Source organism: Salinimicrobium profundisediminis, assembly GCF_026241755.1.
GTDB classification, from domain to species: Bacteria; Bacteroidota; Bacteroidia; order Flavobacteriales; family Flavobacteriaceae; genus Salinimicrobium; species Salinimicrobium profundisediminis.
This window is the reverse complement of record NZ_JAPJDA010000001.1, coordinates 235,323-258,877: the sequence shown is the minus strand read 5'-3', so window position 1 is coordinate 258,877 and position 23,555 is coordinate 235,323. Positions and strand designations below refer to the sequence as shown.

General features: G+C 42.4%; 24 protein-coding genes. 8 read left to right on the top strand and 16 right to left on the bottom strand.

From position 1 onward, the window contains the following. Positions 1-136: 136 nt before the first annotated feature. The 6 genes from OQ279_RS00995 to rsfS form a co-directional block, all read right to left on the bottom strand. A complete protein-coding gene (locus OQ279_RS00995) occupies positions 137-445 on the bottom strand; it encodes an acyl-CoA-binding protein (RefSeq protein WP_345597361.1) in 309 nt (102 codons plus the stop codon). Further along, complete coding sequence (locus OQ279_RS00990) at positions 414-1,067, bottom strand: phosphatidylserine decarboxylase family protein (protein ID WP_266067882.1); 654 nt, start codon at positions 1,065-1,067, stop codon at positions 414-416. The genes OQ279_RS00995 and OQ279_RS00990 overlap by 32 nt, the downstream gene beginning before the upstream one ends. Then, complete coding sequence (locus OQ279_RS00985; protein ID WP_266067881.1) at positions 1,057-1,860, bottom strand: phosphatidate cytidylyltransferase; 804 nt, start codon at positions 1,858-1,860, stop codon at positions 1,057-1,059. Before OQ279_RS00985 ends, OQ279_RS00990 begins: the two co-directional genes overlap by 11 nt. Position 1,861: 1 nt before the next feature. Further along, complete coding sequence (locus tag OQ279_RS00980; RefSeq protein WP_266067880.1) at positions 1,862-2,473, bottom strand: LUD domain-containing protein; 612 nt, start codon at positions 2,471-2,473, stop codon at positions 1,862-1,864. 100 nt (positions 2,474-2,573) lie between these two features. After that, a complete protein-coding gene (ftsH, locus tag OQ279_RS00975) occupies positions 2,574-4,625 on the bottom strand; it encodes an ATP-dependent zinc metalloprotease FtsH (RefSeq protein WP_266067879.1) in 2,052 nt (683 codons plus the stop codon). Between the two features lie 17 nt (positions 4,626-4,642). Beyond that, complete coding sequence (rsfS, locus tag OQ279_RS00970; protein ID WP_266067878.1) at positions 4,643-5,014, bottom strand: ribosome silencing factor; 372 nt, start codon at positions 5,012-5,014, stop codon at positions 4,643-4,645. 94 nt (positions 5,015-5,108) lie between these two features. On the opposite strand from rsfS, the gene OQ279_RS00965 reads away from it, so the two are divergent. Next, positions 5,109-5,843, top strand: coding sequence for a biotin--[acetyl-CoA-carboxylase] ligase (locus OQ279_RS00965; protein WP_266067877.1), 735 nt, complete (start codon positions 5,109-5,111; stop codon positions 5,841-5,843). Here OQ279_RS00965 and OQ279_RS00960 read toward each other — a convergent pair. Then, a complete protein-coding gene (locus tag OQ279_RS00960) occupies positions 5,840-6,232 on the bottom strand; it encodes an SRPBCC family protein (protein WP_266067876.1) in 393 nt (130 codons plus the stop codon). The two genes, OQ279_RS00965 and OQ279_RS00960, sit on opposite strands and share 4 nt — an antisense overlap. Positions 6,233-6,235: 3 nt before the next feature. Then, positions 6,236-6,877 (bottom strand): orotate phosphoribosyltransferase, encoded by a 642-nt coding sequence (gene pyrE, locus OQ279_RS00955; protein ID WP_266067875.1) that lies wholly within the window; start codon positions 6,875-6,877, stop codon positions 6,236-6,238. Between the two features lie 7 nt (positions 6,878-6,884). Between pyrE and OQ279_RS00950 the strand changes: the two genes are divergently transcribed. Continuing rightward, positions 6,885-7,514, top strand: a complete 630-nt coding sequence (locus OQ279_RS00950) for an NUDIX hydrolase (RefSeq protein ID WP_266067874.1) — start codon at positions 6,885-6,887, stop codon at positions 7,512-7,514. Here the strand turns inward: OQ279_RS00950 and OQ279_RS00945 are convergent. Next, positions 7,476-9,227 (bottom strand): M14 family metallopeptidase, encoded by a 1,752-nt coding sequence (locus OQ279_RS00945; RefSeq protein ID WP_266067873.1) that lies wholly within the window; start codon positions 9,225-9,227, stop codon positions 7,476-7,478. The two genes, OQ279_RS00950 and OQ279_RS00945, sit on opposite strands and share 39 nt — an antisense overlap. A gap of 188 nt (positions 9,228-9,415) precedes the next feature. Here OQ279_RS00945 and OQ279_RS00940 point away from each other — a divergent pair, with 188 nt between their 5' ends. Continuing rightward, a complete protein-coding gene (locus OQ279_RS00940) occupies positions 9,416-11,725 on the top strand; it encodes a TonB-dependent receptor (RefSeq protein WP_266067872.1) in 2,310 nt (769 codons plus the stop codon). A 105-nt stretch (positions 11,726-11,830) separates the two neighbouring features. On the opposite strand, the gene coaD is transcribed toward OQ279_RS00940, so the two are convergent. Both coaD and OQ279_RS00930 read right to left on the bottom strand, forming a co-directional pair. After that, positions 11,831-12,286, bottom strand: coding sequence for a pantetheine-phosphate adenylyltransferase (gene coaD, locus OQ279_RS00935; protein WP_266067871.1), 456 nt, complete (start codon positions 12,284-12,286; stop codon positions 11,831-11,833). Between the two features lie 39 nt (positions 12,287-12,325). Continuing rightward, a complete protein-coding gene (locus OQ279_RS00930; RefSeq protein ID WP_266067870.1) occupies positions 12,326-13,303 on the bottom strand; it encodes a D-alanine--D-alanine ligase in 978 nt (325 codons plus the stop codon). Positions 13,304-13,405: 102 nt separating this feature from the next. Between OQ279_RS00930 and OQ279_RS00925 the strand changes: the two genes are divergently transcribed. The 5 genes from OQ279_RS00925 to OQ279_RS00905 all read left to right on the top strand — a co-directional run bounded on the left by OQ279_RS00925 (position 13,406) and on the right by OQ279_RS00905 (position 20,438). Further along, positions 13,406-14,041, top strand: a complete 636-nt coding sequence (locus OQ279_RS00925; RefSeq protein ID WP_266067869.1) for a PASTA domain-containing protein — start codon at positions 13,406-13,408, stop codon at positions 14,039-14,041. Then, complete coding sequence (locus tag OQ279_RS00920; protein WP_266067868.1) at positions 14,031-15,086, top strand: RluA family pseudouridine synthase; 1,056 nt, start codon at positions 14,031-14,033, stop codon at positions 15,084-15,086. Before OQ279_RS00925 ends, OQ279_RS00920 begins: the two co-directional genes overlap by 11 nt. A 104-nt stretch (positions 15,087-15,190) precedes the next feature. Then, the gene (yaaA, locus tag OQ279_RS00915; protein WP_266067867.1) at positions 15,191-15,952 is read left to right on the top strand and encodes a peroxide stress protein YaaA; all 762 of its coding nucleotides are present in this window, start codon (positions 15,191-15,193) and stop codon (positions 15,950-15,952) included. Positions 15,953-16,104: 152 nt separating this feature from the next. Further along, a complete protein-coding gene (locus OQ279_RS00910) occupies positions 16,105-19,551 on the top strand; it encodes a pyruvate carboxylase (protein WP_266067866.1) in 3,447 nt (1,148 codons plus the stop codon). 227 nt (positions 19,552-19,778) lie between these two features. Further along, complete coding sequence (locus OQ279_RS00905; protein WP_266067924.1) at positions 19,779-20,438, top strand: uracil-DNA glycosylase family protein; 660 nt, start codon at positions 19,779-19,781, stop codon at positions 20,436-20,438. Here OQ279_RS00905 and OQ279_RS00900 read toward each other — a convergent pair. The 5 genes from OQ279_RS00900 to OQ279_RS00880 form a co-directional block, all read right to left on the bottom strand. After that, a complete protein-coding gene (locus OQ279_RS00900) occupies positions 20,435-20,569 on the bottom strand; it encodes a 30S ribosomal protein THX (protein WP_266067865.1) in 135 nt (44 codons plus the stop codon). The genes OQ279_RS00905 and OQ279_RS00900 overlap by 4 nt on opposite strands. Further along, on the bottom strand, positions 20,569-20,715 hold the full coding sequence (locus OQ279_RS00895; protein WP_266067864.1) for a hypothetical protein: 147 nt from the start codon (positions 20,713-20,715) through the stop codon (positions 20,569-20,571). The genes OQ279_RS00900 and OQ279_RS00895 overlap by 1 nt, the downstream gene beginning before the upstream one ends. Before the next feature lie 80 nt (positions 20,716-20,795). Then, on the bottom strand, positions 20,796-21,563 hold the full coding sequence (gene trpA, locus OQ279_RS00890) for a tryptophan synthase subunit alpha (protein ID WP_266067863.1): 768 nt from the start codon (positions 21,561-21,563) through the stop codon (positions 20,796-20,798). 157 nt (positions 21,564-21,720) lie between these two features. Next, the gene (gene trpB, locus OQ279_RS00885; RefSeq protein ID WP_266067862.1) at positions 21,721-22,902 is read right to left on the bottom strand and encodes a tryptophan synthase subunit beta; all 1,182 of its coding nucleotides are present in this window, start codon (positions 22,900-22,902) and stop codon (positions 21,721-21,723) included. 5 nt (positions 22,903-22,907) lie between these two features. Then, positions 22,908-23,555 (bottom strand): phosphoribosylanthranilate isomerase, encoded by a 648-nt coding sequence (locus OQ279_RS00880; protein ID WP_266067861.1) that lies wholly within the window; start codon positions 23,553-23,555, stop codon positions 22,908-22,910.

The window sequence follows — 23,555 nt, the reverse complement described above, 5'->3', positions numbered from 1 at the left end:
GGATATAAAGCAAAAGCCTCAAAGATTTTCAAAATCTTTGAGGCTTTTGCTTTTTTAGATATTGCTGCTAATTGAAATCAGGTGTGGCTTAAACTGATTGTTTAAACTAAAATCTTCAGTAAAATCCTGATCAATATTAATCGTGGATATTTTCCTCAACCAGCTGGATGTAGGCTTCTTTAGCCTCTAAAACTGTCAATCCCTTTACCTGTAGCAGGGCGTTTAGTTTAAAGGCATTTTTGAGGTCGCTATTCCCCGAAGGGATATATGCCTGGGAATGTTTTGTAGCCTGTTTATAGTAGGCGTAGAGCTTAAGCATAAGATCGGGAGGGAGCTTCTGGGAAGTCCTGCTGGCTTTTTCATAAGCTCTTAAAAATTCCCTGTCAACTTCTTCGGGAGTCATGGCTACGGGATTAGGAAACTTTTGCAATGAGACTAATGCCACCTTTTACTTTTTGATTCAGTTTAACTTCAAGCTCGGTGCCCAGAGGAAGAAATACGTCAACCCTGGAGCCAAACTTAATAAATCCGCTATCGCTACCCTGAACCACTTCTTCGCCTTCTTTGGCGTAATTTACTATACGCTTGGCAAGAGCACCTGCAATTTGCCGGTAAAGGATCTCTCCGGTGCTATCATTTTCAACAACTACTGTGGTGCGTTCGTTCTCTTCACTGGCTTTTGGGTGCCAGGCCACGAGATATTTGCCGGGATGGTACTTGCTGTATTTTACAATCCCTCCAATAGGATGCCGCGTAACGTGAACATTGATGGGAGACATGAAAACAGAAACCATTAAGCGTTTATCTTTAAAGTATTCTTTCTCATACACTTCTTCAATGACCACCACTTTTCCATCAACTGGTGCAATAACGTGCTTGGTATTAACCACGGTATTTCTCTTCGGGTTCCTGAAAAACTGAAGAACCAGGAAGAAAAGCACGATAGATCCTATAAGGATAACAACCCTAATCCAATAGGTGAAAATAAAAGTTTGTGCCAACAGGTTTACAATGATCAATAAGATCATTGCGGTTCCCATTATTTTATATCCTTCTTTATGAAACATAGTTAATTAGTTGTAAATAGGCATAAACAAAAGGGCTTGCAAAAATGATGCTGTCAAGCCTGTCAAACAAACCTCCATGACCGGGCATTAGCCTGCCGCTGTCTTTCACTCCTGCCTGTCTTTTAAACTTTGACTGTATAAGATCTCCAAGGGTGCCAAAAATGCTTAAAATCACTGCCAGTCCCACCCATTCATTGACGCTTAGAAGGCCGGTGAAGAAATATACCAAATAGGCTGCAATCGCACTAAAGACCAATCCTCCCAAAAAACCTTCGACTGTTTTTTTAGGGGAGATTCTTTCAAAGAGCTTTTTCTTTCCAAAATTCTTACCTACAAGATAGGCAAAAGTATCGTTTATCCAAATAAGTGAAAATATACCAACTACCAGTTCGGGTGTGAAATCTCCTGTGTAGCTGGGTATGAGTGTGAGAAAGATGAGTGAAGCTATGAGGTAAAAAATGATGATCACATACTTTTTCTTCTCAAAAAGGGGAATTTTGTTCACCAGCATAAGATCTTTTACAAGAAACAGGTTCACAAATATGGTGATGAGCAAGAGGAGGGAAGTGCCATATGGGCTCCAGCGCATATAGCTGAAAATATAGAACAACCCGATGAGAAGAAAATATCCCAGGAAACTTTTTAAATGTAAAAGTCTTTGAAGTTCCCGAAGACAAATAACACCAAATAACAGGAAAAGTGTGGTGAAGGCGAATTCGGATGCAAATATGGAGACCACAAGAATGGATACATACATGACCCCCGATAAACCCCGAATAATATTTTCCTTCATATTACAGATCTTCCAGAAGCAGCAAATATAGGTTTTTTGTACTACTTCCGTAGCTCATGAAATCCCCTTCTTTGTTGTTCTCAAAATTCTTGATGGTGGTAATATTTGAAGGAATACGGTCTTTATTTTTAAACTTAATGCCTCTTAAGCCCTCGCCAATGGCGTCAACGAGCTTGCTGGTAGAGGCAAGGATAACAAAATTATAGGGTAATTCTTTAAGCTTCTTCTCTTTAATTTGATTTGAAGATATAAGAATAGAGCCATCATTGGCAATTAGATATTCGCAGGTGCTAAGAAAAAAAGCTGCTTCGCCGGAATTAGTGAATTCTAAATTCTGGTCGGAAAATTTATCCCGTAAATTCTGATCAAAACAACAAGTTTCTTTTTCATACCAATCATTCTCCAACATGATGTTTTCAAACGTCTCTATCAATTCTTCATTACTCTCACAATAAAGAAATTTGCCGCCGTTGTTTTTGAAATTGAGCATAAAACGCTCATCGGTAGGGAGCTTAACATCTGGCATATACTTGCTACGGTCAGAACTTTCTACTTTATCCTGACCTTTGTCTGATTTAGATTTAGGGTTCAAAAAGTTTCTAAATAGACTCATATAGGTTTCTGATTACTCAAGGTAGCATTTCACCCAAAGGTAAAAAATCTTAACTTACAGATTAAGATAAGTTAAGATTTTTTACTGATAGGATTGTAGATTATTTTCCTTCGGAAGTCGAAGTGTCCTGCGTTTCTGAACCTGGTGTGCTACCGGGAATTGTTTTTTCGGTAACAGTTTCTTCCTGTACAGGCACAGTTTTTTCCTGGCTGTTGCCATTCATGATCTCGTCACGGCTCTTAAAAGGCCTTTTTCCGAAGATCTCCTCGAGGTTATCTTTGAATATAACTTCTTTTTCCAGGAGAATCTCGGCCAGCCTGGTAAGCTTGTCTTTATTGTCCTCAAGAAGTTTAATAGCTCTTTGATACTGCTCTTCAATAAGGTTTGAGATCTCCTTGTCTATTAATTCTGAAGTTTTCTCACTGTAAGGCTTGGTGAAATTATATTCACTCTGGCCTGAAGAATCGTGATAAGTGAGGTTTCCTACCTTTTCATTTAATCCATACACGGTCACCATGGCACGGGCCTGTTTGGTAACTTTTTCCAGGTCGCTAAGAGCTCCGGTAGAGATCTTGTTGAAAATTACCTTTTCGGCTGCCCGTCCTCCCAGGGCTGCACACATTTCATCAAGCATCTGTTCTGGTCTCACAATAAGCCTTTCTTCAGGGAGATACCATGCAGCTCCAAGCGATTGCCCGCGAGGTACGATGGTAACCTTTACAAGAGGAGCGGCGTGCTCCAGTATCCAGCTAACGGTTGCATGTCCTGCCTCGTGGAAAGCGATGGCTTGCTTCTCCTCTGGAGTGATGATCTTGTTCTTTTTCTCAAGACCACCCACAATACGATCTACTGCATCCAGAAAATCCTGTTTTCCAACAGCGGTTTTACTATTACGTGCAGCAATTAATGCAGCCTCGTTACATACGTTGGCAATATCGGCACCCGAGAATCCAGGAGTCTGTTTTGCCATGAACTCAGTATCTAACTCGTCGGCCACTTTCTTTAGCGGGCGAAGATGTACTTCAAATATTTCTTTTCTCTCCCTAACATCAGGCAGGTCAACATAGATCTGTCTGTCAAACCTTCCGGCGCGCATAAGGGCTTTGTCAAGCACATCGGCACGGTTGGTAGCTGCCAACACAATTACATTGGTGTTCGTTCCAAAACCATCCATTTCTGTAAGGAGCTGGTTTAAGGTGTTCTCACGCTCGTCGTTAGATCCCGAAAAATTACTTTTTCCGCGGGCACGTCCTATAGCATCAATCTCATCAATAAAGATAATAGCTGGAGATTTTTCTTTTGCCTGTTTAAACAGGTCTCTTACCCTCGAAGCTCCAACACCTACAAACATCTCCACAAAGTCGGATCCTGATAGTGAGAAAAAAGGAACTTTGGCTTCTCCTGCCACAGCTTTTGCAAGCAAGGTCTTACCGGTACCCGGAGGTCCTACAAGTAAAGCACCTTTTGGTATTTTTCCTCCCAGGGAGGTATATTTATCTGGAGTTTTTAGGAAATCTACAATTTCCTGTACTTCTTCCTTGGCTCCTTCAAGACCGGCCACATCTTTAAAAGAAACTTTAACGTCGGTATTTTGATCAAAGAGCTTGGCTTTTGATTTTCCTATGTTGAAAATCTGTCCGCCTGCACCGCCACCGGCTCCACCGCTCATACGACGCATAATGAAGATCCAGATTCCAATAATCAGAATAAATGGCAACAGGGTAAGTAATATATCGCCCCAAACATTTTGATGGGTCTCAAAAACCACAGGGGTGTCAACATTACTTTCAGCTTTTACCTCTCTTATGTCATCCTCAAGGTTTTGAAGGTCACCAAATTCAAACGTATAGGCCGGAGAATCTCCACCTGGAAATAGCTCATCCTGTACTGCCTTTTGGTGTACTTCTTTTGCCTGGGCTTCTTCGGTAAGGAATACTTTTGCCTGATTGCGGTTAACAATAACCACTTTCTTTACGTCTCCCTGTTCTAAATAGTTCAGGAATTCGGCAGGGTTGGTCTTGGTAGGTTCGTTAAACCCACTATCACTGAAGAAGTTTATCCCCAAAAACACCAGGATAATAGCTGCATAAATCCAGTATGCGCTAAACTTTGGTTTTTTTGGCTCTTTATTTTTAGGTTGCTCTTTGGCCATGCGTTCTTTCTTAACTCTTAATAATTTGTATTGATTGAAGTGGATTTTGCATCCCCCCAAAGACTTTCAATGTCATAATATTCTCTAATGTGCTTCTGAAAAACATGTACTACCACGCTCACGTAATCCATTAGTACCCACTCGGCATTATCAGATCCCTCTATATGCCAGGGTTTATCTTTAAGCGATTTACTAACGGTTTTTTGAATGGAATTAACAATGGCGTTTACCTGTGTGTTTGAGGTACCATTGCAGATGATGAAGTAGTCACATACAGTATTTTCTATCTCCCTAAGGTCAAGAATATCAATGTCATTCCCTTTAACTTCTTCGATTCCTTTGATTATGTGTGCTATAAGTATATCGTTGTTAGCTTCTTTTTTTATCATTAAATTTATTTTCTTTGCGCAAAGTTATTACTTTTTAAGGTTTTTTGAACCTTGGTTTTCATAACATTTAACGCCTGCATTATCTATCCTTCGTATGCACCTTATCAAAGTTAGTGCCATCAACTCCACAAATTCGTTTGCGCGAGAGCTTTTAAAAGAAAATCCTCACTTACCTCTTACCTGTGTGGTTGCAAAAAAACAGACCCTGGGCAGGGGGCAACGTGGTACTTCCTGGAGTGCTGAAGATGGTAAAAACCTCACTTTTTCGGTGTTTTTACCCCGACCAAATATAGATCCGGCCCATCAGTTTGTGCTGAGTGCCGCTATTGCAACGGCTCTGATTTCGGCTCTCGAAAAATTTGACCTGCCACGATTAAAAATAAAATGGCCAAACGACATCTTGTCAGCTAATCGAAAACTGGCGGGTATACTTATTGAAAATATTATTTCTGAAGGTAAAGTGACGGGGTCTATTATTGGGATTGGGCTAAACGTTAATCAGCAAAACTTTGAAGATCTGCCCCAGGCCGGTTCCATGAAGACTGCCACCGGAAAGGAATTCAGTCTTGAGGAGGTGCTTAATGTTGTACTTGCGGAGCTTGAAAAAGGATTTTCGGAACTTTCCGAAGAAAGCTCCGAAGTAATTTTAAACACTTATAAAAATGCTCTTTTTCGCAGGTTAGTTCCCTCTACCTTTAAAGATCCCAAGGGCAACCTTTTTACAGGAATGATCCTCGATGTTAGCCCAACAGGTAAGCTCCTGGTGCAAAAAGGGGAAGAGGAAGAGGTTGCCGAATACGACCTAAAAGAAATTAGTCTTTGCTATTAAATCTTTGCGAGGTTTTCAGCTAAATTCGAAATGAATTTCTTCAAAGGTCCTTTTACCATCATAGCCATCATGGTATTGAATTTTCCGTGGAAAAACAACTGGGCTTCACTCTGATTGTCTCCCAAAGACTGGATCTCCACATCAAGAGAAAAATCAAACTTGTCTGAAGTAGAACCCAGTTTAATATTTTCTGGCTCGCGGGTTTCTTTTATCTGCAGTGCGATCTCTGGCATTCCTTTCAACGCGAAAGCAAAAGTGTCCTGACTTTTCACTTGAAATTTCTCTTTGCTCTCTGGCATGATCTGCTCATAATTGTTCACGTCTGTAAGGAAATTGAACAATTCCTGCTGACTCTTTTGTACTGTTACTTTGTCGCTCTGTAATTCCATATCTTATTTTTTCCAGTTAGCCGGATCATTTCTCCAGCTTTTTAGTAGCTCGCTTTCGGTTTGATTGATATAATTTGTTTTTAGGGCTACTTCCAATAGATATTCATAGTTGCTAAGGGTGTGTAGCTCAATATTCGCATCTTTAAAATTCTGGTCTGCAGTATCAAAGCCATAAGAAAAGATGGCCAGCATACCTTTTATTTGAAGGTTGGCGTCCTGTAGTGCTTTTACGGCATTTAAGCTGCTATTACCGGTGCTAATGAGGTCTTCAATCACCACAACGGTTTGCCCTTCCTCAACTTTGCCCTCAATCTGGTTTTGGCGGCCGTGAGATTTTGCCTCCGGGCGCACATAAGCAAATGGCAGGCTTAGGTATTCGGCTACCAGCATCCCTATTCCTATTGCTCCTGTGGCAACGCCGGCAATAACATCGGCTTTACCGTAAAGCTGTTCTACCTGGCGGGCCATGTGTTCCCGTACAAAGTTGCGGATGGGAGGATAGGATAAGATAATGCGATTGTCACAGTAAATTGGAGAGTTCCAACCGCTGGCCCATTTAAAGCCTTGTTGTGCATCTAATTTTATTGCCTTAATTTGCAATAATAACTCAGCAGTTTTGCGAGCCGTTTCCTTGTCTAAAATCATACTGCAAATGTATAAAGTTTTTGTAAATGATGTTCCTATTATTCTCTCAACAGAAAAGGATTTGGGAGAGAAATATGTATCTATTCCGTTAAAGGAGGTTAAATTAAAAAGGATTATCAAAAAGATCAACAAGGGAAAATTGCTCTACGTTAATCTTTATCACCAGAAAAAAGAGAAGCTTCTAAAGCACCTTTTTAAGAAGTTACCTGTAGTCACAGCCGGTGGAGGATTTGTACTAAATCAAAAGGATGAGGTGTTATTTATTTTTAGAAACGGCCGGTGGGATCTACCCAAAGGGAAAGTTGAAAAGAGAGAGAGTATAGAGACAGGGGCTATTCGCGAAGTAGAAGAAGAGACGGGGGTGAAAAACCTCGAAATCTCTAAATTCCTGCAAACTACTTATCACGTGTTTCAAAGAAAAGGCCGGTACAGGCTTAAAGTTACCTACTGGTATGAAATGAGGACCGATTATGACGGCGAACTCATCCCCGAAGAGAGTGAAGGTATAGAGAAGGTAAAATGGAAAAGTATGGAAAAGGCGCAAAAAGCTTTGAAAAAGTCTTACGCCAATATTAAACTCCTTTTTCCCGAAGAAATTTTACCGGCTCACTCTAAAGACGGGATATCGCAAATGTGATACTTCATAGTGCTCACTCTTCTTGTGAATCCAGTCCAGTTGTGCATACCAGTTGGCAGCAAATTCGGGGTCGTTCTTCTTTTTAGCCAGGAATTCATTTTCAATTTCAGGATAATCGTCTAGAAATTCTCTTGCTACCTCCTCAAACACGTATGGGGAGAAGCCTTCTTTTTGCTGCAGAATGCTGTCAAAGAAATTCCAGTTAAAGAAGGAATCCGGTGCCTGGGGCTCAAGTGTTGCCAGCAAGTACTTTGCTGCTTTTTGTTCAATAGGAATAAAAAGATCGCCCTGTTTAATATTTACTTTTTTCCTGCTGCTTTCTACCTCTACATTAAAATGTGGGTAATGCCCTTCATAAGGTGCAGTTCTGGTTTCGTAGTTTTTTATCCTGTAGACTTCTACCACCATACTGGTGTCTTTTTCAAAAGGAACCATCTCCACATTGTTTAGTTCAAGCAGGTCCAGGATTGGCCACCACGCCTGCGGCACAATATAACCCTGGGGAATCTTCACTTTCTGGGAGGCCGTGAAACTATCATAGTAATCTACTTTTTTAGTGAAAGGGCGGGTAGTATCATATTTTAATCTTTCAAATCCGGTGACTTCACTCGGGAACCTTTCTGCCTCATACCCCTTAAATTGTAGTTCCGAAACTTTGCTGCTGTCCACCTTAAAATCAAAAGCATAAGTACTTTTGGTTTTAAATGCTTTGGTGTCCTGAGCCCTCAGCTTTTTAAGAAGTTCGGTATCTTTATCGGCAATGTCTATCATGGAGCGCAGAAATTCATAGGAGCCATAAACCCTCTTGTCATAAGGCTTAAGCATGTGCGTCTCCAGCATTATTCCGGGAGTGTTCCAAAGGGCAGCATACCCGGTCGAGTAGCGCGGGGTGTCAAGAAACTGCGTAAAACCTTTGTCGGGCACATCTCCAAACACATTCACGTAAGGGGTCATTTCCCAGTCTTTTTTCTTCAGGGCCTCTTCAACGGCGGGCCTTAGATCTTTTTTGATATAATTTCCCAAAGCTCCTCCCATCTGGTCGTGCTGTGTAATTACATGGGTAAGGGTGTACTGGTAATCGGCGCCATTACTCACGTGGGTGTCAATAAAAAGATCGGGGTCTACCTTATGAAAGATCTCGTAAAAGCTACGGGTGTTTCGGGTGTCGGCTTTTATAAAGTCGCGGTTGAGGTCATAATTTCTTGCATTTCCCCGAAAACCATAAGCTTTAGGCCCATTCTGGTTTGTACGGGAAAAGGAGTTGCGGTTAAGCGCGCCGCCAACGTTGTACACCGGGATAGCCGCAATCACCGTGTTTTCAGGCAGGCTTATAGAATCTTGTGCAAGATCTCTAAATAACATCATGGTGGCATCAATCCCGTCGCTCTCGCCCGGGTGTATGCCGTTATTGATCATTACTATGCTATGGTCTTCGCGAAGGCTTTCAAAATCAAAAGATTTGTTAAGGCTGTAAGTCACCAGGTGTAGGGGTTCGCCACTATCGGTTTCTCCAATGCGCTCCAGATTAATGCTGGGGTACACCGCGGCAAGATCTTCGTAAAAGTCAATGATCTCGGGGTAGGTAGCAGTCTCTGTTCCTCCCGATTTTTCAAAAACAGTGGTGAAATCATAATCCTGCTCCAGTATATAGTTCGAAAAATCGCAGGAGCTAAGGCCAATGGCAATTACTGCCAAAACCAGTATTTTTTTCATGCAGGGAATTTTAACCGCCGTAAACATAAAGAAAAACTTCAAAAGCATAAAGTATTGCTAAGAATAAAGCAGGTTTTCCAGAACATGATAAAAAGCTTAAATTCGTAAAGCCCATTTCTTCGGAAGAAAAAGGTGTCAAAAATGGCATTTTTGACGCCCCTTCCCGGTCACTAACTAAAACGAAACTCTTGAAAAAATATCTATTCCTGGTATTCGCTATATTTTTCTTCGGAAAGCTCTCTGCACAGCAAATTAGCGGAAAAGTAACTGATGCCTTTACCAATAAACCTCTTGAAAATGTCAAAATTACTTCAGGAAAATCTTCTGAAGCTGTTTTTACAGATGCTTCAGGCGTATTCAATTTTTCTGTGGAAGGATTGCCTGTAAACCTCATTTTTGAAGCTCCCGGCTACGGCCGAAAAATCCTGCTTGCCAATTCTTCTTCCGAAGATCTTTTTGTTGTTCTTGCACCTTCCGAAGGTTCCCTGTCTGAAGTTGTGCTGCGAAGTACCATAATTCCGAAGCAATTATTGCAAACTCCGTCGTCGGTTTCAGTATTAAGCGAAGAAGAGCTGCAAAGGTTTGATGAAACTAATGTGATGCAGAATATAAGTACCGTGCCGGGCGTGAATGTGCACCAGGGGGCTTTAAACACCAATAAAATGAGCATTCGCGGGGTGGGTGCACGGTCTCAGTACAGCACAAACCGGGTAAAGGCTTACTTTATGGAAATTCCAATAACTAGCGCCGAAGGGGAGACAACGTTAGACGACCTTGATCCTGCCGCCCTGGAGCGGATAGAAATTATAAAAGGACCTACATCAAGTGTTTATGGCGCAGGTCTTGGCGGGGTGATCACTCTTTTTCCTGCCCGTGCCATGGAGCAGGGAACAAAGGCTGATGTAAAAGGCACTTTTGGAAGCTACGGCCTTTTTAGGGGAACTGCCCGGGCATCTCACGCTTCAAAATCGGCCAACATCACTGCCACTTACAATCATGTGGAAACCGATGGCTGGCGTGATAATTCGGCTTATGACAGGGATTCTTTTACCCTTTTTGGGCAGGTGCTGGCAGGAAAAAACGGAGAATTGTCGGTACTGGGGAACTTTGTGCGCTTAAAAGCATTTATTCCGAGTTCGGTAAACCGGGAGACTTTTCTTAAAGATCCTTCTTCGGCGGCTTTTACCTGGGCTGCGGCCAAAGGCTACGAATCTTACGACAAAGGTCTACTTGGGTTCTCCTATGACTATCGTTTTTCGGAAGAATTTTCAAATATCACCAGTGTTTACGGCAGTTTTAGAGATGCGTATGAGCCAAGGCCTTTTGATATCCTTAACGAAGGGCAGTCAGCTTTGGGGGCAAGGACAAAATTCAGTCTTGAAAAAGACATTTTTGGAGCCCCTGCACAATTGAGCTTTGGTGTGGAATTCTATAACGAGTGGTATGATACTGCCACTTTTGAGAACCTGTACGAGCAGTTTGAAGATGAGGGCAGTGTGCCCGGTAGTTATTTGAGCCATAACGAGCAGGACAGGCGTTACTATAATATATTTCTTCAATGGAACCAGGAGGTGACCTCGCGACTTAAACTGGAAGCCGGATTAAATCTCAACGCCTCTTCTTACGAGCTGAGTGACCTTTATGAGGAAGACGATGTAGACCAAAGTGGAGCCTACAGTTTTAAGGAAGTGCTGTCACCCAGGATTGGTGCCGTTTACACAGTAACCCCGGGTAAGAATTTATATGCTTCGGTAAGTCACGGATTTTCTACTCCCACGGTAGCCGAAACACTTACTCCGGAAGGTTTGATCAATACTAATCTCAAACCCGAAACCGGAATTAATTACGAGCTGGGCTTCAAAGGAAACTTCCTAAACAACCGACTCTATGCTGAAATTGCCGCGTTTTCAATCCAGGTGGAAAATCTGTTAGTAGCCGAACGAGTGGCCGAAGACCGGTATATTGGCCGCAACGCCGGAAAAACTGACCACAACGGAATCGAATTGTTGCTCAATTACAATTTCCCTGTTTCAGCAAATGTACGGGCACGCACCTTTGTCAATGCAGCCTACAACTCCTTCAAATTTGACGAATTTATAGATGAGGAAGAAGATTTCTCCGGCAACGATCTTCCGGCAGTGCCGCAGGAAACCCTCAATGCCGGGCTTGACATTATCACTTCCTTTGGCTTAACCCTGCGAACTACTTACCAGTTTGAAGGGGAAATGCCTTTAAATGATGCAAATACCGAATTTAGGAGTCATTATGACCTCCTGCATTTCAAACTCGCCCTGAAACCACTGGAAATGATCAATACTTCCATAAATAAGAACTGGGATTTGGAAATTTTTGGGGGTGTGAACAATGCGCTTGATGAACATTATGCGGCTTCGGTAATACCAAATGCAGTAGGATTTGGCGGTAATGCCCCGCGCTACTTCTATCCCGGAATGCCCCGTAAGTTTTATGGTGGTCTTGCGGTTGGATATAAGTTTTAAATCAATGAACAATTAGCAATCAGCAATTATCAATCAATAGTAAGCAGTATTCCTTTTAAACCACAAAAAATAAATAATAATAAAATATTCAATAAACAATATTCCTTATTCCTTTGAAACGGCATCTGGTACCATAAAATGATAATCTCCGCCATTGCGAATCACATCGCGAACAACGGTTGAGGAAATATGGCTTTTTCCGGAGGAAGTGATAAAGAAAAGGGTTTCTACTCCGCTCATTTTAAAGTTGGTTTGGCCAATGCTCTTTTCAAATTCCAGATCAATGGCATTACGAAGGCCGCGTAAAATGAATCCGGCGTTTTGTTCCCTGCAAAAATCCACTGTCATGCCTTTGTAGGTCATCACCTTGATCTTTGGTTCATCTTTATAGGTCTCTTCCAAAAACCTGACCCGCTCTTCGAGAGAGAACATATATTTTTTGTCTGAATTGGTACCAATTGCGAGGATGACCTGGTCAAAAAGTGGGAGTCCGCGGTTAATGATATCAACATGTCCCAGGGTGATGGGATCAAAAGAACCGGGAAAAACTGCTGTTTTCATGCTGAAAAAATTTACTCTAAAATAGTCATTTTTTGATACCTAAGATTTCAAGGCAGTTTCAATAGCGCTGCCAAAAAGCTCTTTTAAAGAAATGCCTGCTGCCTGGGCCTGCTGCGGCAGAATACTGGCTTCACTAAGCCCCGGGTTAGTATTCATTTCAATAAAATGTGGTTCGTTGTTGTGGAAAATAAATTCAGATCTCGAAAAGCCTTTCATCTTCAGCTTGCGGTAGATCAATTTTGCAATTTCCTGCACCTTTTTGGTTTGTTCTTCTGAAATTCGGGCAGGGGTGATCTCCTGAGATTTTCCGAGGTACTTGGCTTCATAGTCAAAAAACTCATTTTCAGAAACAATTTCGGTGACTGGCAGCGCGAGAATCTCATCGTTGTGAGTGATCACTCCAACCGAAACTTCGGTGCCATCGAGAAATGATTCAATAATGATCTCGTTATCTTCCTTAAAAGCAAATTTTGTGGCAGGAATAATTTGATCACGCGATTTCACTTTTGTAATTCCGAAGCTACTTCCGGCTTTATTAGCTTTCACAAAGCACGGCAAACCAACTTTGGCAATAATTTCATCGGGATCAACTTCATCTCCTTTATCGACGAAGTAATTTTCAGCAGTTTTTATTCCGAAGGGTTTGAGCACACTAATAAGGTCTCTTTTATTAAAAGTGAGTGCCGACTGGTAGAAATCGCAGGAAGTCTGCGGAATGTCGAGCAACTCGAGATAGGCCTGTAAAAGGCCATTTTCACCAGGTGTACCGTGAATGGTGTTAAAAACGCAATCAAAAGTGATTAACTGCCCATCAATGGTGACTGTAAAATTGCTGCGGTTTATGGGGTATGGTGTGTCATTTTCTCCAATGACAAACCATTCTTTTTGCAGGATATGTACCCGGTAAGGGTTGTATTTACTGCGGTCAAGGTTTTTGTAAACAACATTACCGCTGTTGATAGATATACGGTATTCGCTGGAGAAGCCGCCCATGGCTATGGCTACATTTTTCTTCATAATTAAATATCGCCCAATTATTTTCGTTAGCAAAAATAGCGACTAATAAATGAATGTCTGCAAAACCGCCTGATTTTATATCTTTGCCTTTTAAATTAAACTATGAGTTTCTTTCGATTTCTCTTTAGCAAAACCTTTCTAATTCAATTGGTTTTGGCTGTATTTGCGGTAGTTTTGATCGCCTTTATTATACTTCAATGGCTCGATTATTCTACAAATCAAGATCAAAGAATTACCGTACCCAACCTGGAACGTTTGTCCCTGGATAAGGTTGATGAGCAGCTTGCGGAACTAGACCTGCGCAGGGAAATTCTGGATTCTGCCAATTATAACCCCGACTTTCCGCCGTACTCGGTGATAGATCAGGTGCCGCTTCCGGGGAAAGAGGTGAAGGAGAACCGAAAGATCTATTTGACGCTCAATCCTTCAGGATTTACGAAAGTTGAAATCCCTGAAAATCTTATCCGAAGAACGCGCAGGCAGGTAGAGCCAACCTTGCGTTCCCTTGGTTTTGAAATAGGAACAATTACTTATAAACCCGATGTAGCTAAAGATGTGGTGCTTGAAATGCGTCACAGAGGGCAACTGTTGGAACCGGGAATGAAACTGATGAAAACTTCAAAAATTGACCTTGTGCTTGCCGATGGCTCCAGGAGATATGGAATGGAAGAAGAAGAGGATAGTACCGCACAAGACCCAATTTTGAACGACCTGGAAGACGAAGAATATGATTTCTGAAAATAATAACCCCGAACCCGAAGAGAACGATGATGACCTGTATGAACACCACAGGTTTGTAGCCGATAAAGGCCAGCAGCCATTGCGGGTAGATAAATTCCTGATGAATTATATCGAAAAGGCCACTCGTAATAAAATTCAAACTGCGGCTAAAGAAGGCAATATTCACGTAAATGAAGTTCCCGTAAAATCTAATTATAAGGTAAAGCCGGGAGATGTGATACAGGTGCTTTTTGAGCATCCGCCTTACGAATTCCTGCTCACGCCAGAGGATATTCCGCTGGATATTGTCTATGAAGACGATTCCCTGCTTGTGGTCAACAAACCAGCAGGTATGGTGGTGCATCCCGGCCATGGGAACTACAGCGGCACACTTATTAATGCGCTGGTTTACCACTTTGAAAATCTGCCACAAAACAGCGATGAGCGCCCAGGGCTTGTACACAGGATTGACAAAGATACCAGCGGACTTCTCGTTATTGCAAAGACCGAAAAGGCAATGACCAAACTGGCAAAGCAGTTCTTTGACAAAAGCAGCGAGCGTGAGTATGTGGCTCTTGTTTGGGGAAATGTTGAAGAGGATGAAGGTACGGTTGAAGGCAATATTGGCCGCCACCCCAAAAACAGACTGCAAAACACCGTGTATCTGGGAGATGATGAAGATAAAGGAAAACCGGCGGTAACGCATTTCAAGGTCCTGGAAAGGCTGGGATATGTGACTTTGGTTTCCTGCCAACTTGAAACCGGGAGAACCCACCAAATAAGGGTTCACATGAAGCACATTGGCCACACGCTTTTTAATGATGAGCGCTATGGTGGTGATAAGATTTTGAAAGGTACAACCTTCACAAAATACAAACAGTTTGTAGACAACTGCTTTAAAGTGCTGCCCCGGCAGGCACTGCATGCAAAAACCCTGGGCTTCAAACATCCTGAAACAGGCGAGTGGCTAAGGTTTGATTCTCCTGTACCACAAGATATGCAGGATTGTATAGAGCGATGGAGGAATTATGCTAAAAATCAGAAAGAATTCATTGATGAATAAGCTTTTTTGATAGACCTATCAAAAGGAATAAACGATCCCGGCAGGAAATCTTGTCGGGATTTGATATTTTTGAGGGGTAATAGAAAATTTCTTAAGAGCATTCCATGAAAATAGTTGTATCACCCGCCAAAACCCTCGACTACAAATCTAAACTGCCAACCACCAGAGGAACACAACCCTCATTTCTGGAAACTACAGCCGGCATCAACCGGAAGCTTTCGCGCATGTCTAAAAAAGAAATCGCCGATCTCATGAGCATTAGCGATAAGCTGGCCGATCTTAACTACAGCCGCTATCAGGAATTTTCTGAAGAACATAACAAACAAAACTCCCGGCCTGCAGTCTACGCCTTTGCCGGAGATGTTTATACGGGGCTTGATGCCTATACCATTCCTACTGAAAAAATCGATTTTATGCAGGATTCCCTGCGGATCCTTTCGGGTTACTACGGAATTTTAAGGCCGCTGGATCTTATTCAGCCGTACCGCCTGGAAATGGGAACTTCATTGCCGGTAAACCGAAAGAAGAACCTTTATGAGGTATGGCAGGAGAAGGTGACCGGTTATTTGAACAATGAACTTAAAGAAGATGAACTTTTTGTGAATCTTGCCAGTCAGGAGTATTTTAAAGCTGTAGATGCTTCAAAACTAAAGGTGCAGGTCATTTCACCGGTATTTAAAGATTTCAAGAATGGAAAATTAAAGATCATCAGTTTTTTTGCTAAAAAAGCCCGTGGTACTATGGCCAGATTTCTAATTGAATCTGAAGCCCAGACACTTGACCAGCTCAAAGCTTTTGATGGCGATGGCTATAGATTTTCGGCGGAAGAAACTACCAATGAAAACGAGCCGGTTTTTACCAGATAGCTTCAGCAGCAGGAATTGTTAAAGTATTTAAAAAAGCGGTGTCTCACCGCTTTTTTCTTTTTAATTTCTGAACCTGCATAAGGTTCCAAAAATGTCATATTTTGAGGAGTCTTCAGAAGTAAATAAAATTAATAAAAAAGCAAGTTCGTAAAATGAAAATTAAAAAGGTTTTAGTAGCAAACAGAGGAGAAATAGCCATACGAATCTTTAGGGCCTGTACAGAGATTGGGTTGAGAACCGTAGGGATCTATACCTATGAAGATCGCTATTCGCTACACCGTTACAAGGCTGATGAATCTTACCAGATAGGGGCAGATAAAGATCCTTTAAAACCTTATTTAGATATAGAAGCCATAATAAAGGTGGCCAAAAAGAACGGCGTAGATGCTATTCATCCCGGCTACGGATTTCTTTCTGAAAATGCCGAATTTGCTAAACAATGTGAAGAAAACGGGATCATTTTTATAGGTCCAAAAGTTTCTGTGCTTAGATCTTTAGGAGACAAAGTAAAAGCCAAGGAAGTTGCGGTGGCAAATGATATTCCGGTTATTCGGAGTAATGAAAAAGACCTTACTACAGTTGAAATTGCGCTTGAAGAAGCTGAAAAAATTGGATATCCGGTCATGCTTAAGGCTGCATCGGGCGGGGGAGGCCGCGGTATGCGGGTAATACGCTCAGAAGATGATCTAAAAAGTGGCTTTAATGAATCTAAAAGGGAGGCGAAAAATGCTTTTGGCGATGACACCGTTTTCCTGGAGAAATTCGTGGAAGATCCCAAACATATCGAGATACAAATTGTGGGTGACCACCATGGTAATTTGGTGCACCTGTTTGAGAGGGATTGTTCTGTACAGCGCAGATACCAGAAAGTAATTGAATTTGCTCCTTCGATGGGGCTTGATGAAAAAGTAAAACAGAACCTTTACGATTATGCGGTTAAACTTTGTAAGGCCGTAGATTACAACAATATTGGGACTGTAGAGTTCCTGGTAGACAGAACCGGGGAGATCTTCTTTATTGAAGTAAACCCCAGGATTCAGGTGGAGCACACCGTCACCGAGATCATTACGAATATTGACCTCGTTAAGGCGCAGATCTTTATTGCCGGTGGCTATAAACTGAGTGACAAACAAATCAAAATTGAATCTCAGGAATCTATTAAGATAAGCGGTTATGCTTTGCAATGCCGAATCACTACCGAAGATCCTACAAATGATTTTAAACCAGATTACGGTACCATCACCACTTATAGAAGTGCATCAGGTTTTGGGATTAGACTGGATGCCGGTAGTATTTACCAGGGTGTAAAAGTTTCTCCTTTCTTTGATTCTATGCTGGTGAAAGTGTCGGCCAGCAGCCGTACTCTTGATGGCGCCTGCCGAAAAATGCGTAGGGCACTGGCCGAGTTCAGGATAAGGGGTGTGATGACCAATATTGGTTTCCTCGATAATATCCTGTCGCATCAAACCTTCAGGCAGGGCGATGTGACTGTGAATTTCATTAAAGATAATCCGGATCTTTTCAAGATCAGGAAGACACGCAACCGGGCGACAAAAATGGTAAAGTTCCTGGGAGATGTGATCATCAATGGAAGTGAGGATGTGAAAAACCCTGAAAAGAAGAAATTTATTAAGCCTGCAGTTCCCTCTTTTAAGGATAACGGTTATCCAAGGGGCACTAAAGATTTGCTAAAGGAATACGGTCCCGAAAAGTTTTCTCGCTGGCTTTTACATGATGGGAAGGTGCATTTTACCGACACTACCATGCGTGATGCACACCAGAGTCTGCTGGCTACGCGTATGCGTACCTATGATATGGAAAAAGTAGCCGAAGGTTTTGCCCGAAACCACCCTGAAGTTTTCAGTATGGAAGTTTGGGGAGGTGCCACCTTCGATGTTTGTATGCGATTCTTGAAAGAGGATCCATGGGAAAGGTTAAGAAGGCTTCGCGCGGCAATGCCCAATGTGCTCCTGCAAATGCTTTTGCGTGGTTCTAATGGTGTGGGCTACACGGCCTATCCCGATAACCTGATTGAGAAATTTGTGGAACAGGCCTGGGAAAATGGAGTTGATGTCTTCAGAATCTTTGACAGTCTTAACTGGATGAAATCCATCGCTCCGTGTATTGAACATGTTAGAAATAAAACTAACGGGCTGGCAGAAGGAACCATCTGCTATACGGGAGATCTAATGGATCCGAAACAAACAAAATACAACCTCGACTATTACGTGCAGCTCGGTAAAGATATTGAGAATGCCGGGGCACATATTATCGGGATCAAAGATATGGCGGGTATCCTGAAGCCCGATGCAGCTTTTGAACTGGTATCGGCTCTTAAATCCAGAATTAATGTACCAATCCATTTACATACGCATGACACCTCCTCCATTCAGGCGGCAACTTACCTTAAAGCCATAGAAGCCGGGGTAGATGTGGTTGATGTTGCCCTTGGAGGTCTCTCGGGCCTTACCTCGCAACCAAACTTCAACTCTATAGTGGAAATGTTGAGGTTCCATGACCGCGGAAGGGCTTTTAATACAGATAAACTAAATGAATATTCCCAATACTGGGAGGCTGTAAGGCGCTACTACTATCCTTTTGAATCTGGCTTAAAGGCAGGTTCGGGAGAAGTTTATAAGCATGAAATTCCCGGTGGACAATATTCCAACCTCAAGCCGCAGGCAGAAAGCCTTGGCCTGGCCGATCGTTTTCACGAGATCACTGAAATGTACAGCAAAGTAAATGACCTTTTTGGCGACATCATCAAAGTTACACCCAGCTCAAAAGTGGTGGGCGATATGGCGCAGTACCTGGTTAGTAATAATCTTTCAATAGAAGATGTGCTTGAAAAAGGAGAAAATATTTCTTTTCCCCAGTCAGTAAAAAGTTTCTTTAGAGGAGATCTTGGTCAGCCTCATGGAGGATTTCCTGAAAAGATCCAGAAGATCGTCCTCAAGGATGAAAAACCTTATACCGAAAGGCCAAACGCACATTTGGAACCCATAGATTTTGAAAAGGAATTTGCCGAATTTGAAAAAACCTTCAGTGAAGGAATGGGCAGGGACGTGGAGATCACCGATTTCCTTTCCTATAAATTATATCCAAAAGTATTTACAGATTTTTATAACCACCATGTAGAATTTGGAGAAGTAATGAATGTGCCTACAAAGAATTTCTTCTATGGGATGGAACCCGGAGAAGAGATCATTGTAGATCTTGACCGTGGTAAAACGCTGCTTATCGAATTCCTGTCTATTGGAGAAACCGATGAAGACGGAATGGCAAAAGTTTTCTTTAAAGTAAATGGCCAAACCAGGGCAGTAGAAGTTAAAGACCGATCTGTTAAGGTAGAGAAAGTAGTACATCAAAAAGTCGATAAAAACGACAAAAAGCAGGTAGGCGCACCACTACAGGGAGCCCTGTCAAATATCCAGGTGGAGCCGGGGCAAAAAGTGGAGAAAAATCAGCCGCTGTTTGTGATCGAGGCTATGAAAATGGAAACTACCATCACCGCCAATACTGCGGGAGAAGTAGACAAGATCGTGCTCAAAGAAGGAGACATGGTGTATGCCGATGATCTGGTGGTTGTGCTTAAATAGTATTGAGAAGTTAGTACTGAGTATTGAGAAATAGATGGCGCGGATTTGCAATCCGTGCCTATTACGCAATAAAAGTATTGAGAAGTTAGTACTGAGAATTGAGATTAAAGCACCAAATTTCAAGCACCAAATTCCAATATTGATTTTTGCGCAACCCGCAACACCTTGTCAGACTTGTAACCTGCAACCTGGATCGTGAGATAAACCTTAAACATTAAACCTTGAACCTGTTTCATCACCAACATCCCTACAAACCATTTATTCCCGAAAATGCTACGAAACTCATTGTTGGCACCTTGCCACCACCCCGGTTTACAACAGGGGAATTAAAAGAAGATGATGTGGATTTTTGCTATGGCAGCAGGGACGGGATGTTGTGGCAAATCATCGACAGGATCTTTGATCTGGATCTCAAATTTGAGAATACTCCCGAAGCCGTAAAACAGCGAAAGGATTTCCTGGCGAGTAAGGGGATTGGGATTTGCGATACGGTAGAAAGTTGCAGGAGGGACAAAATAGACGCCTCAGACCTCGGAATGCTCCACGTAGAGTTGCGGGATCTTATCGGAATCCTTCGGAAACATCCAGAAATAGATACGTTGTTATTTACCGGCGGAAACAGTAAAAACGGCCCTGAGTTCTTCTTCAGAAAGCTCCTAAAGCATCATGATATTAAGATCAAGGTGATTTCCAATGATGTGCCCAGGGTACACCAGTTCCTGCTGGATGGGCGGCCAATCAATACGGTATCACTCACCGCACCGTCGGGATCTGCGAACAGGGCTATTGGAAGTATGGAGCTGTACAAACACTTAAAAAAACAAGACCCTGAATTCAATACAATTGATTTCAGGGTCTTGCAATACCGTCAGTTTTTTGAGGACTAAACGGATTCTTTTTCTAGCGGATTTTTTATTTGCTGTGGTTTCGTGGTAAATTTCCCTCTTTTGGGTCGCAGCTTTCCGAAGGTATTGAGCGGATTCTTACCGGTTTTGGTCTTTTTTTCACCCTTGCCCATTACTTTTTGTTCTGCTGGTCTTTGATATTGTCTTTTTCAAGATCAAATTCGTTCGTTTCCCTATCGCGGTTTCCTATCTGGCCACTAAGAGGATCATTATCACTACTTCTTTTTCTTTTATCGTGTTTATCTTCTATACGTCCCATAATTTCGTTTTTTGAATTCACTTCAAGATACGAAAATTCATACCCGAGCTCTATTAAATACTTGTTAATAAGAGGGTTAATTATCTTATGGAACTTATAAAATCCGAAATCCCGGAGGTGCCTCCGTTAGTAAGCTGCTTGATAAAAGCACTGCCAATAATTGCGCCATTCGTCACCGCCGTAGCCTGCTCAAAACTCTCGCGATCCTTTATTCCAAATCCTACAATAAGAGGGTTCTTTAATGCCATTTTTGACACCCTGGTAAAATACTCCTTTTGCGTGTCTCCAAAACCTCCTGTTCCTCCGGTCACCGCGGCGGTACTCACCATATAGATAAACCCTTCGGAAGCTTCATCAATCTCTCTTATTCTTTCTTCGGAAGTTTGAGGCGTGATCAGGAACACCGGAAGCAGATCGTACTGCTGAAATATCTCTCTATAATGCAGCTGATACTCTTCCAGCGGAAGATCGGGAATAATAAGTCCGTCAATACCTGTTTCACTGCACTTGCGGCAGAATTTCTCCACCCCGTACTGAAGTATCGGATTAAAATATCCCATGATCAACAACGGAATATTAATGGTTTCCCTGATGTTCTCCAACTGATCAAAAAGTTTTGTGGTGGTCATGCCGTTTTCCAGCGCAATCTCCGAACTTCTTTGAATTACCGGCCCGTCTGCCAAAGGATCACTAAAGGGCAATCCAATTTCAACCATGTCTACACCGCTGCTTTGTAGTTCCTTTAAAATTGTAACTGTATCTTCAGGTTGAGGATAACCGGCGGTAAAGTAGATGGAAAGCAGCTTTTTTGAAGAATTTTCCTGGAGTTTTTGTTTGATTCTGTTCATTTATTCTGATTTAAACCTAACAGGTTTTCAAAACCTGTTAGGTTTGATTTATTTCTACGTTAAGCTGTCCCTAACTGTCGGGAATTTCAGCTTCCATTAGATCCTGAAATAAGTTTAGGATGACGGTAGTTTTTAAAACCTGTGAGGTCTGCTTTATTTACAAATTAAAATGTTCTATATAAGTATTCAGGTCTTTGTCCCCGCGACCCGATAAGTTCACTACAACCACTTCATCTTTTTCAAATTTTCTTTTGTCAAAAATGGCTAAAGCATGGGCTGTTTCAATCGCCGGAATGATCCCTTCCAGCTTACAAAGTTGCAACCCGGCAGCCATGGCTTCTTCATCGGTAACCGAAATAAATTCCCCGCGGCCGGTCCTGAATAAGTTCGCATGCATAGGCCCAACCCCCGGATAATCCAGTCCGGCGGAGATGGAATAAGGTTCGGTGATCTGCCCGTCATCGGTTTGCATCAGCAGGGTTTTGCTACCGTGAATAATCCCTTCGCGGCCAAGAGCCGAGGTTGCAGCACTTTTTCCGGTAAGTATTCCTTCCCCGGCGGCTTCCACAGCGATGATATTTACTTTCTCATTGTCGAGGTAGTGATAGTAAATTCCGGCGGCATTACTGCCTCCGCCCACACAGGCTACCACATGATCTGGTGCTTCACGGTCTTCTTTTTCCTGCAACTGCTTTTTCACCTCTTCAGAAATAACACTCTGGAAACGGGCTACCATATCGGGGTAGGGATGAGGCCCCACCACCGAACCAATGATGTAATGCGTGTCTACCGGATTGTTGATCCAGTCGCGGATGGCTTCATTGGTGGCATCTTTCAATGTTCGGCTGCCCGATTTTGCCGGCACCACCGTAGCGCCCAGCATCTTCATCCGGGCCACATTTGGCGCCTGCCTTTTAATGTCAATCTCGCCCATATACACCACGCACTCAATGCCCATTAAAGCACAAACCGTCGCAGTGGCAACGCCGTGCTGGCCTGCCCCGGTTTCAGCAATAATTCGGTTTTTGCCCAGGCGCTTTGCCATAAGGATCTGCCCGATTGTATTATTAACTTTATGTGCCCCCGTATGGCAGAGATCTTCGCGCTTCAGATATATTTTAGTGCCGAATTTCTCGCTAAATCTTTCAGCAAAATAAAGCGGGGTGGGCCGCCCTACATAATCCTTCAGCAGCTGGCGGAATTCCTTCTGAAAACTCTCTTCCTGCATGATATTCAAATAGCGGGAACGGAGTTCTTCCACATTTGGGTATAACATTTCGGGAATAAAGGCGCCGCCAAAATCTCCGTAATATCCTTTTTCGTTTACTTGATAACTCATAATTTTTAATTGTATAGCCGTTCCCTGAAGGTCTTCAAAGCTTCGGCATCCTTTACTGCCGGGGCAGTTTCAAATTTACTGTTTATGTCAATGCCGTAAAAGAGCTCTTCTTTTTGCCTTTTTTGGAAGGTATGGTAAAGTTCTTTTACTGCGGCTGCATCATCGGGTCCAATCCCGCCACTAAGGAAAAATGGAGTGGTAGAAGGATAATCCTGCAGTACATCCCAATTAAACCTGATGCCGTTGCCACCCTTACTTTTTCCCAGGGTGTCAAAAAGGAAATAATCCACAACACCTTCATACGGCTGCAGCTTCTCAAAATCAAACTCATTTCCAATACTGAAAACTTTGATTAGCTCAATTTCTTCGGAAATCTTCTGCTTCAGGTTGTTGATAAATTCCGGACTTTCCTCTCCGTGTAGCTGAAGTGCCGAAAGTTGATATTTTTCAATCTTTTCCAGGATGTTTTCTTCGGAAGCATTCACAAAAACTCCTGTTTTCTTAATTTTTTGATCCCCCTGAAAGATTTCCCCAACAACATTCCGCGGAGAACCTTCAAAAAAGATGAGTCCCAGGTAATCGGGATGTAAAGCCGCAATCCTGCTCATATTTTCGGGCTCTCGCATGCCACAGATCTTCAGTTTCAGGTTCAT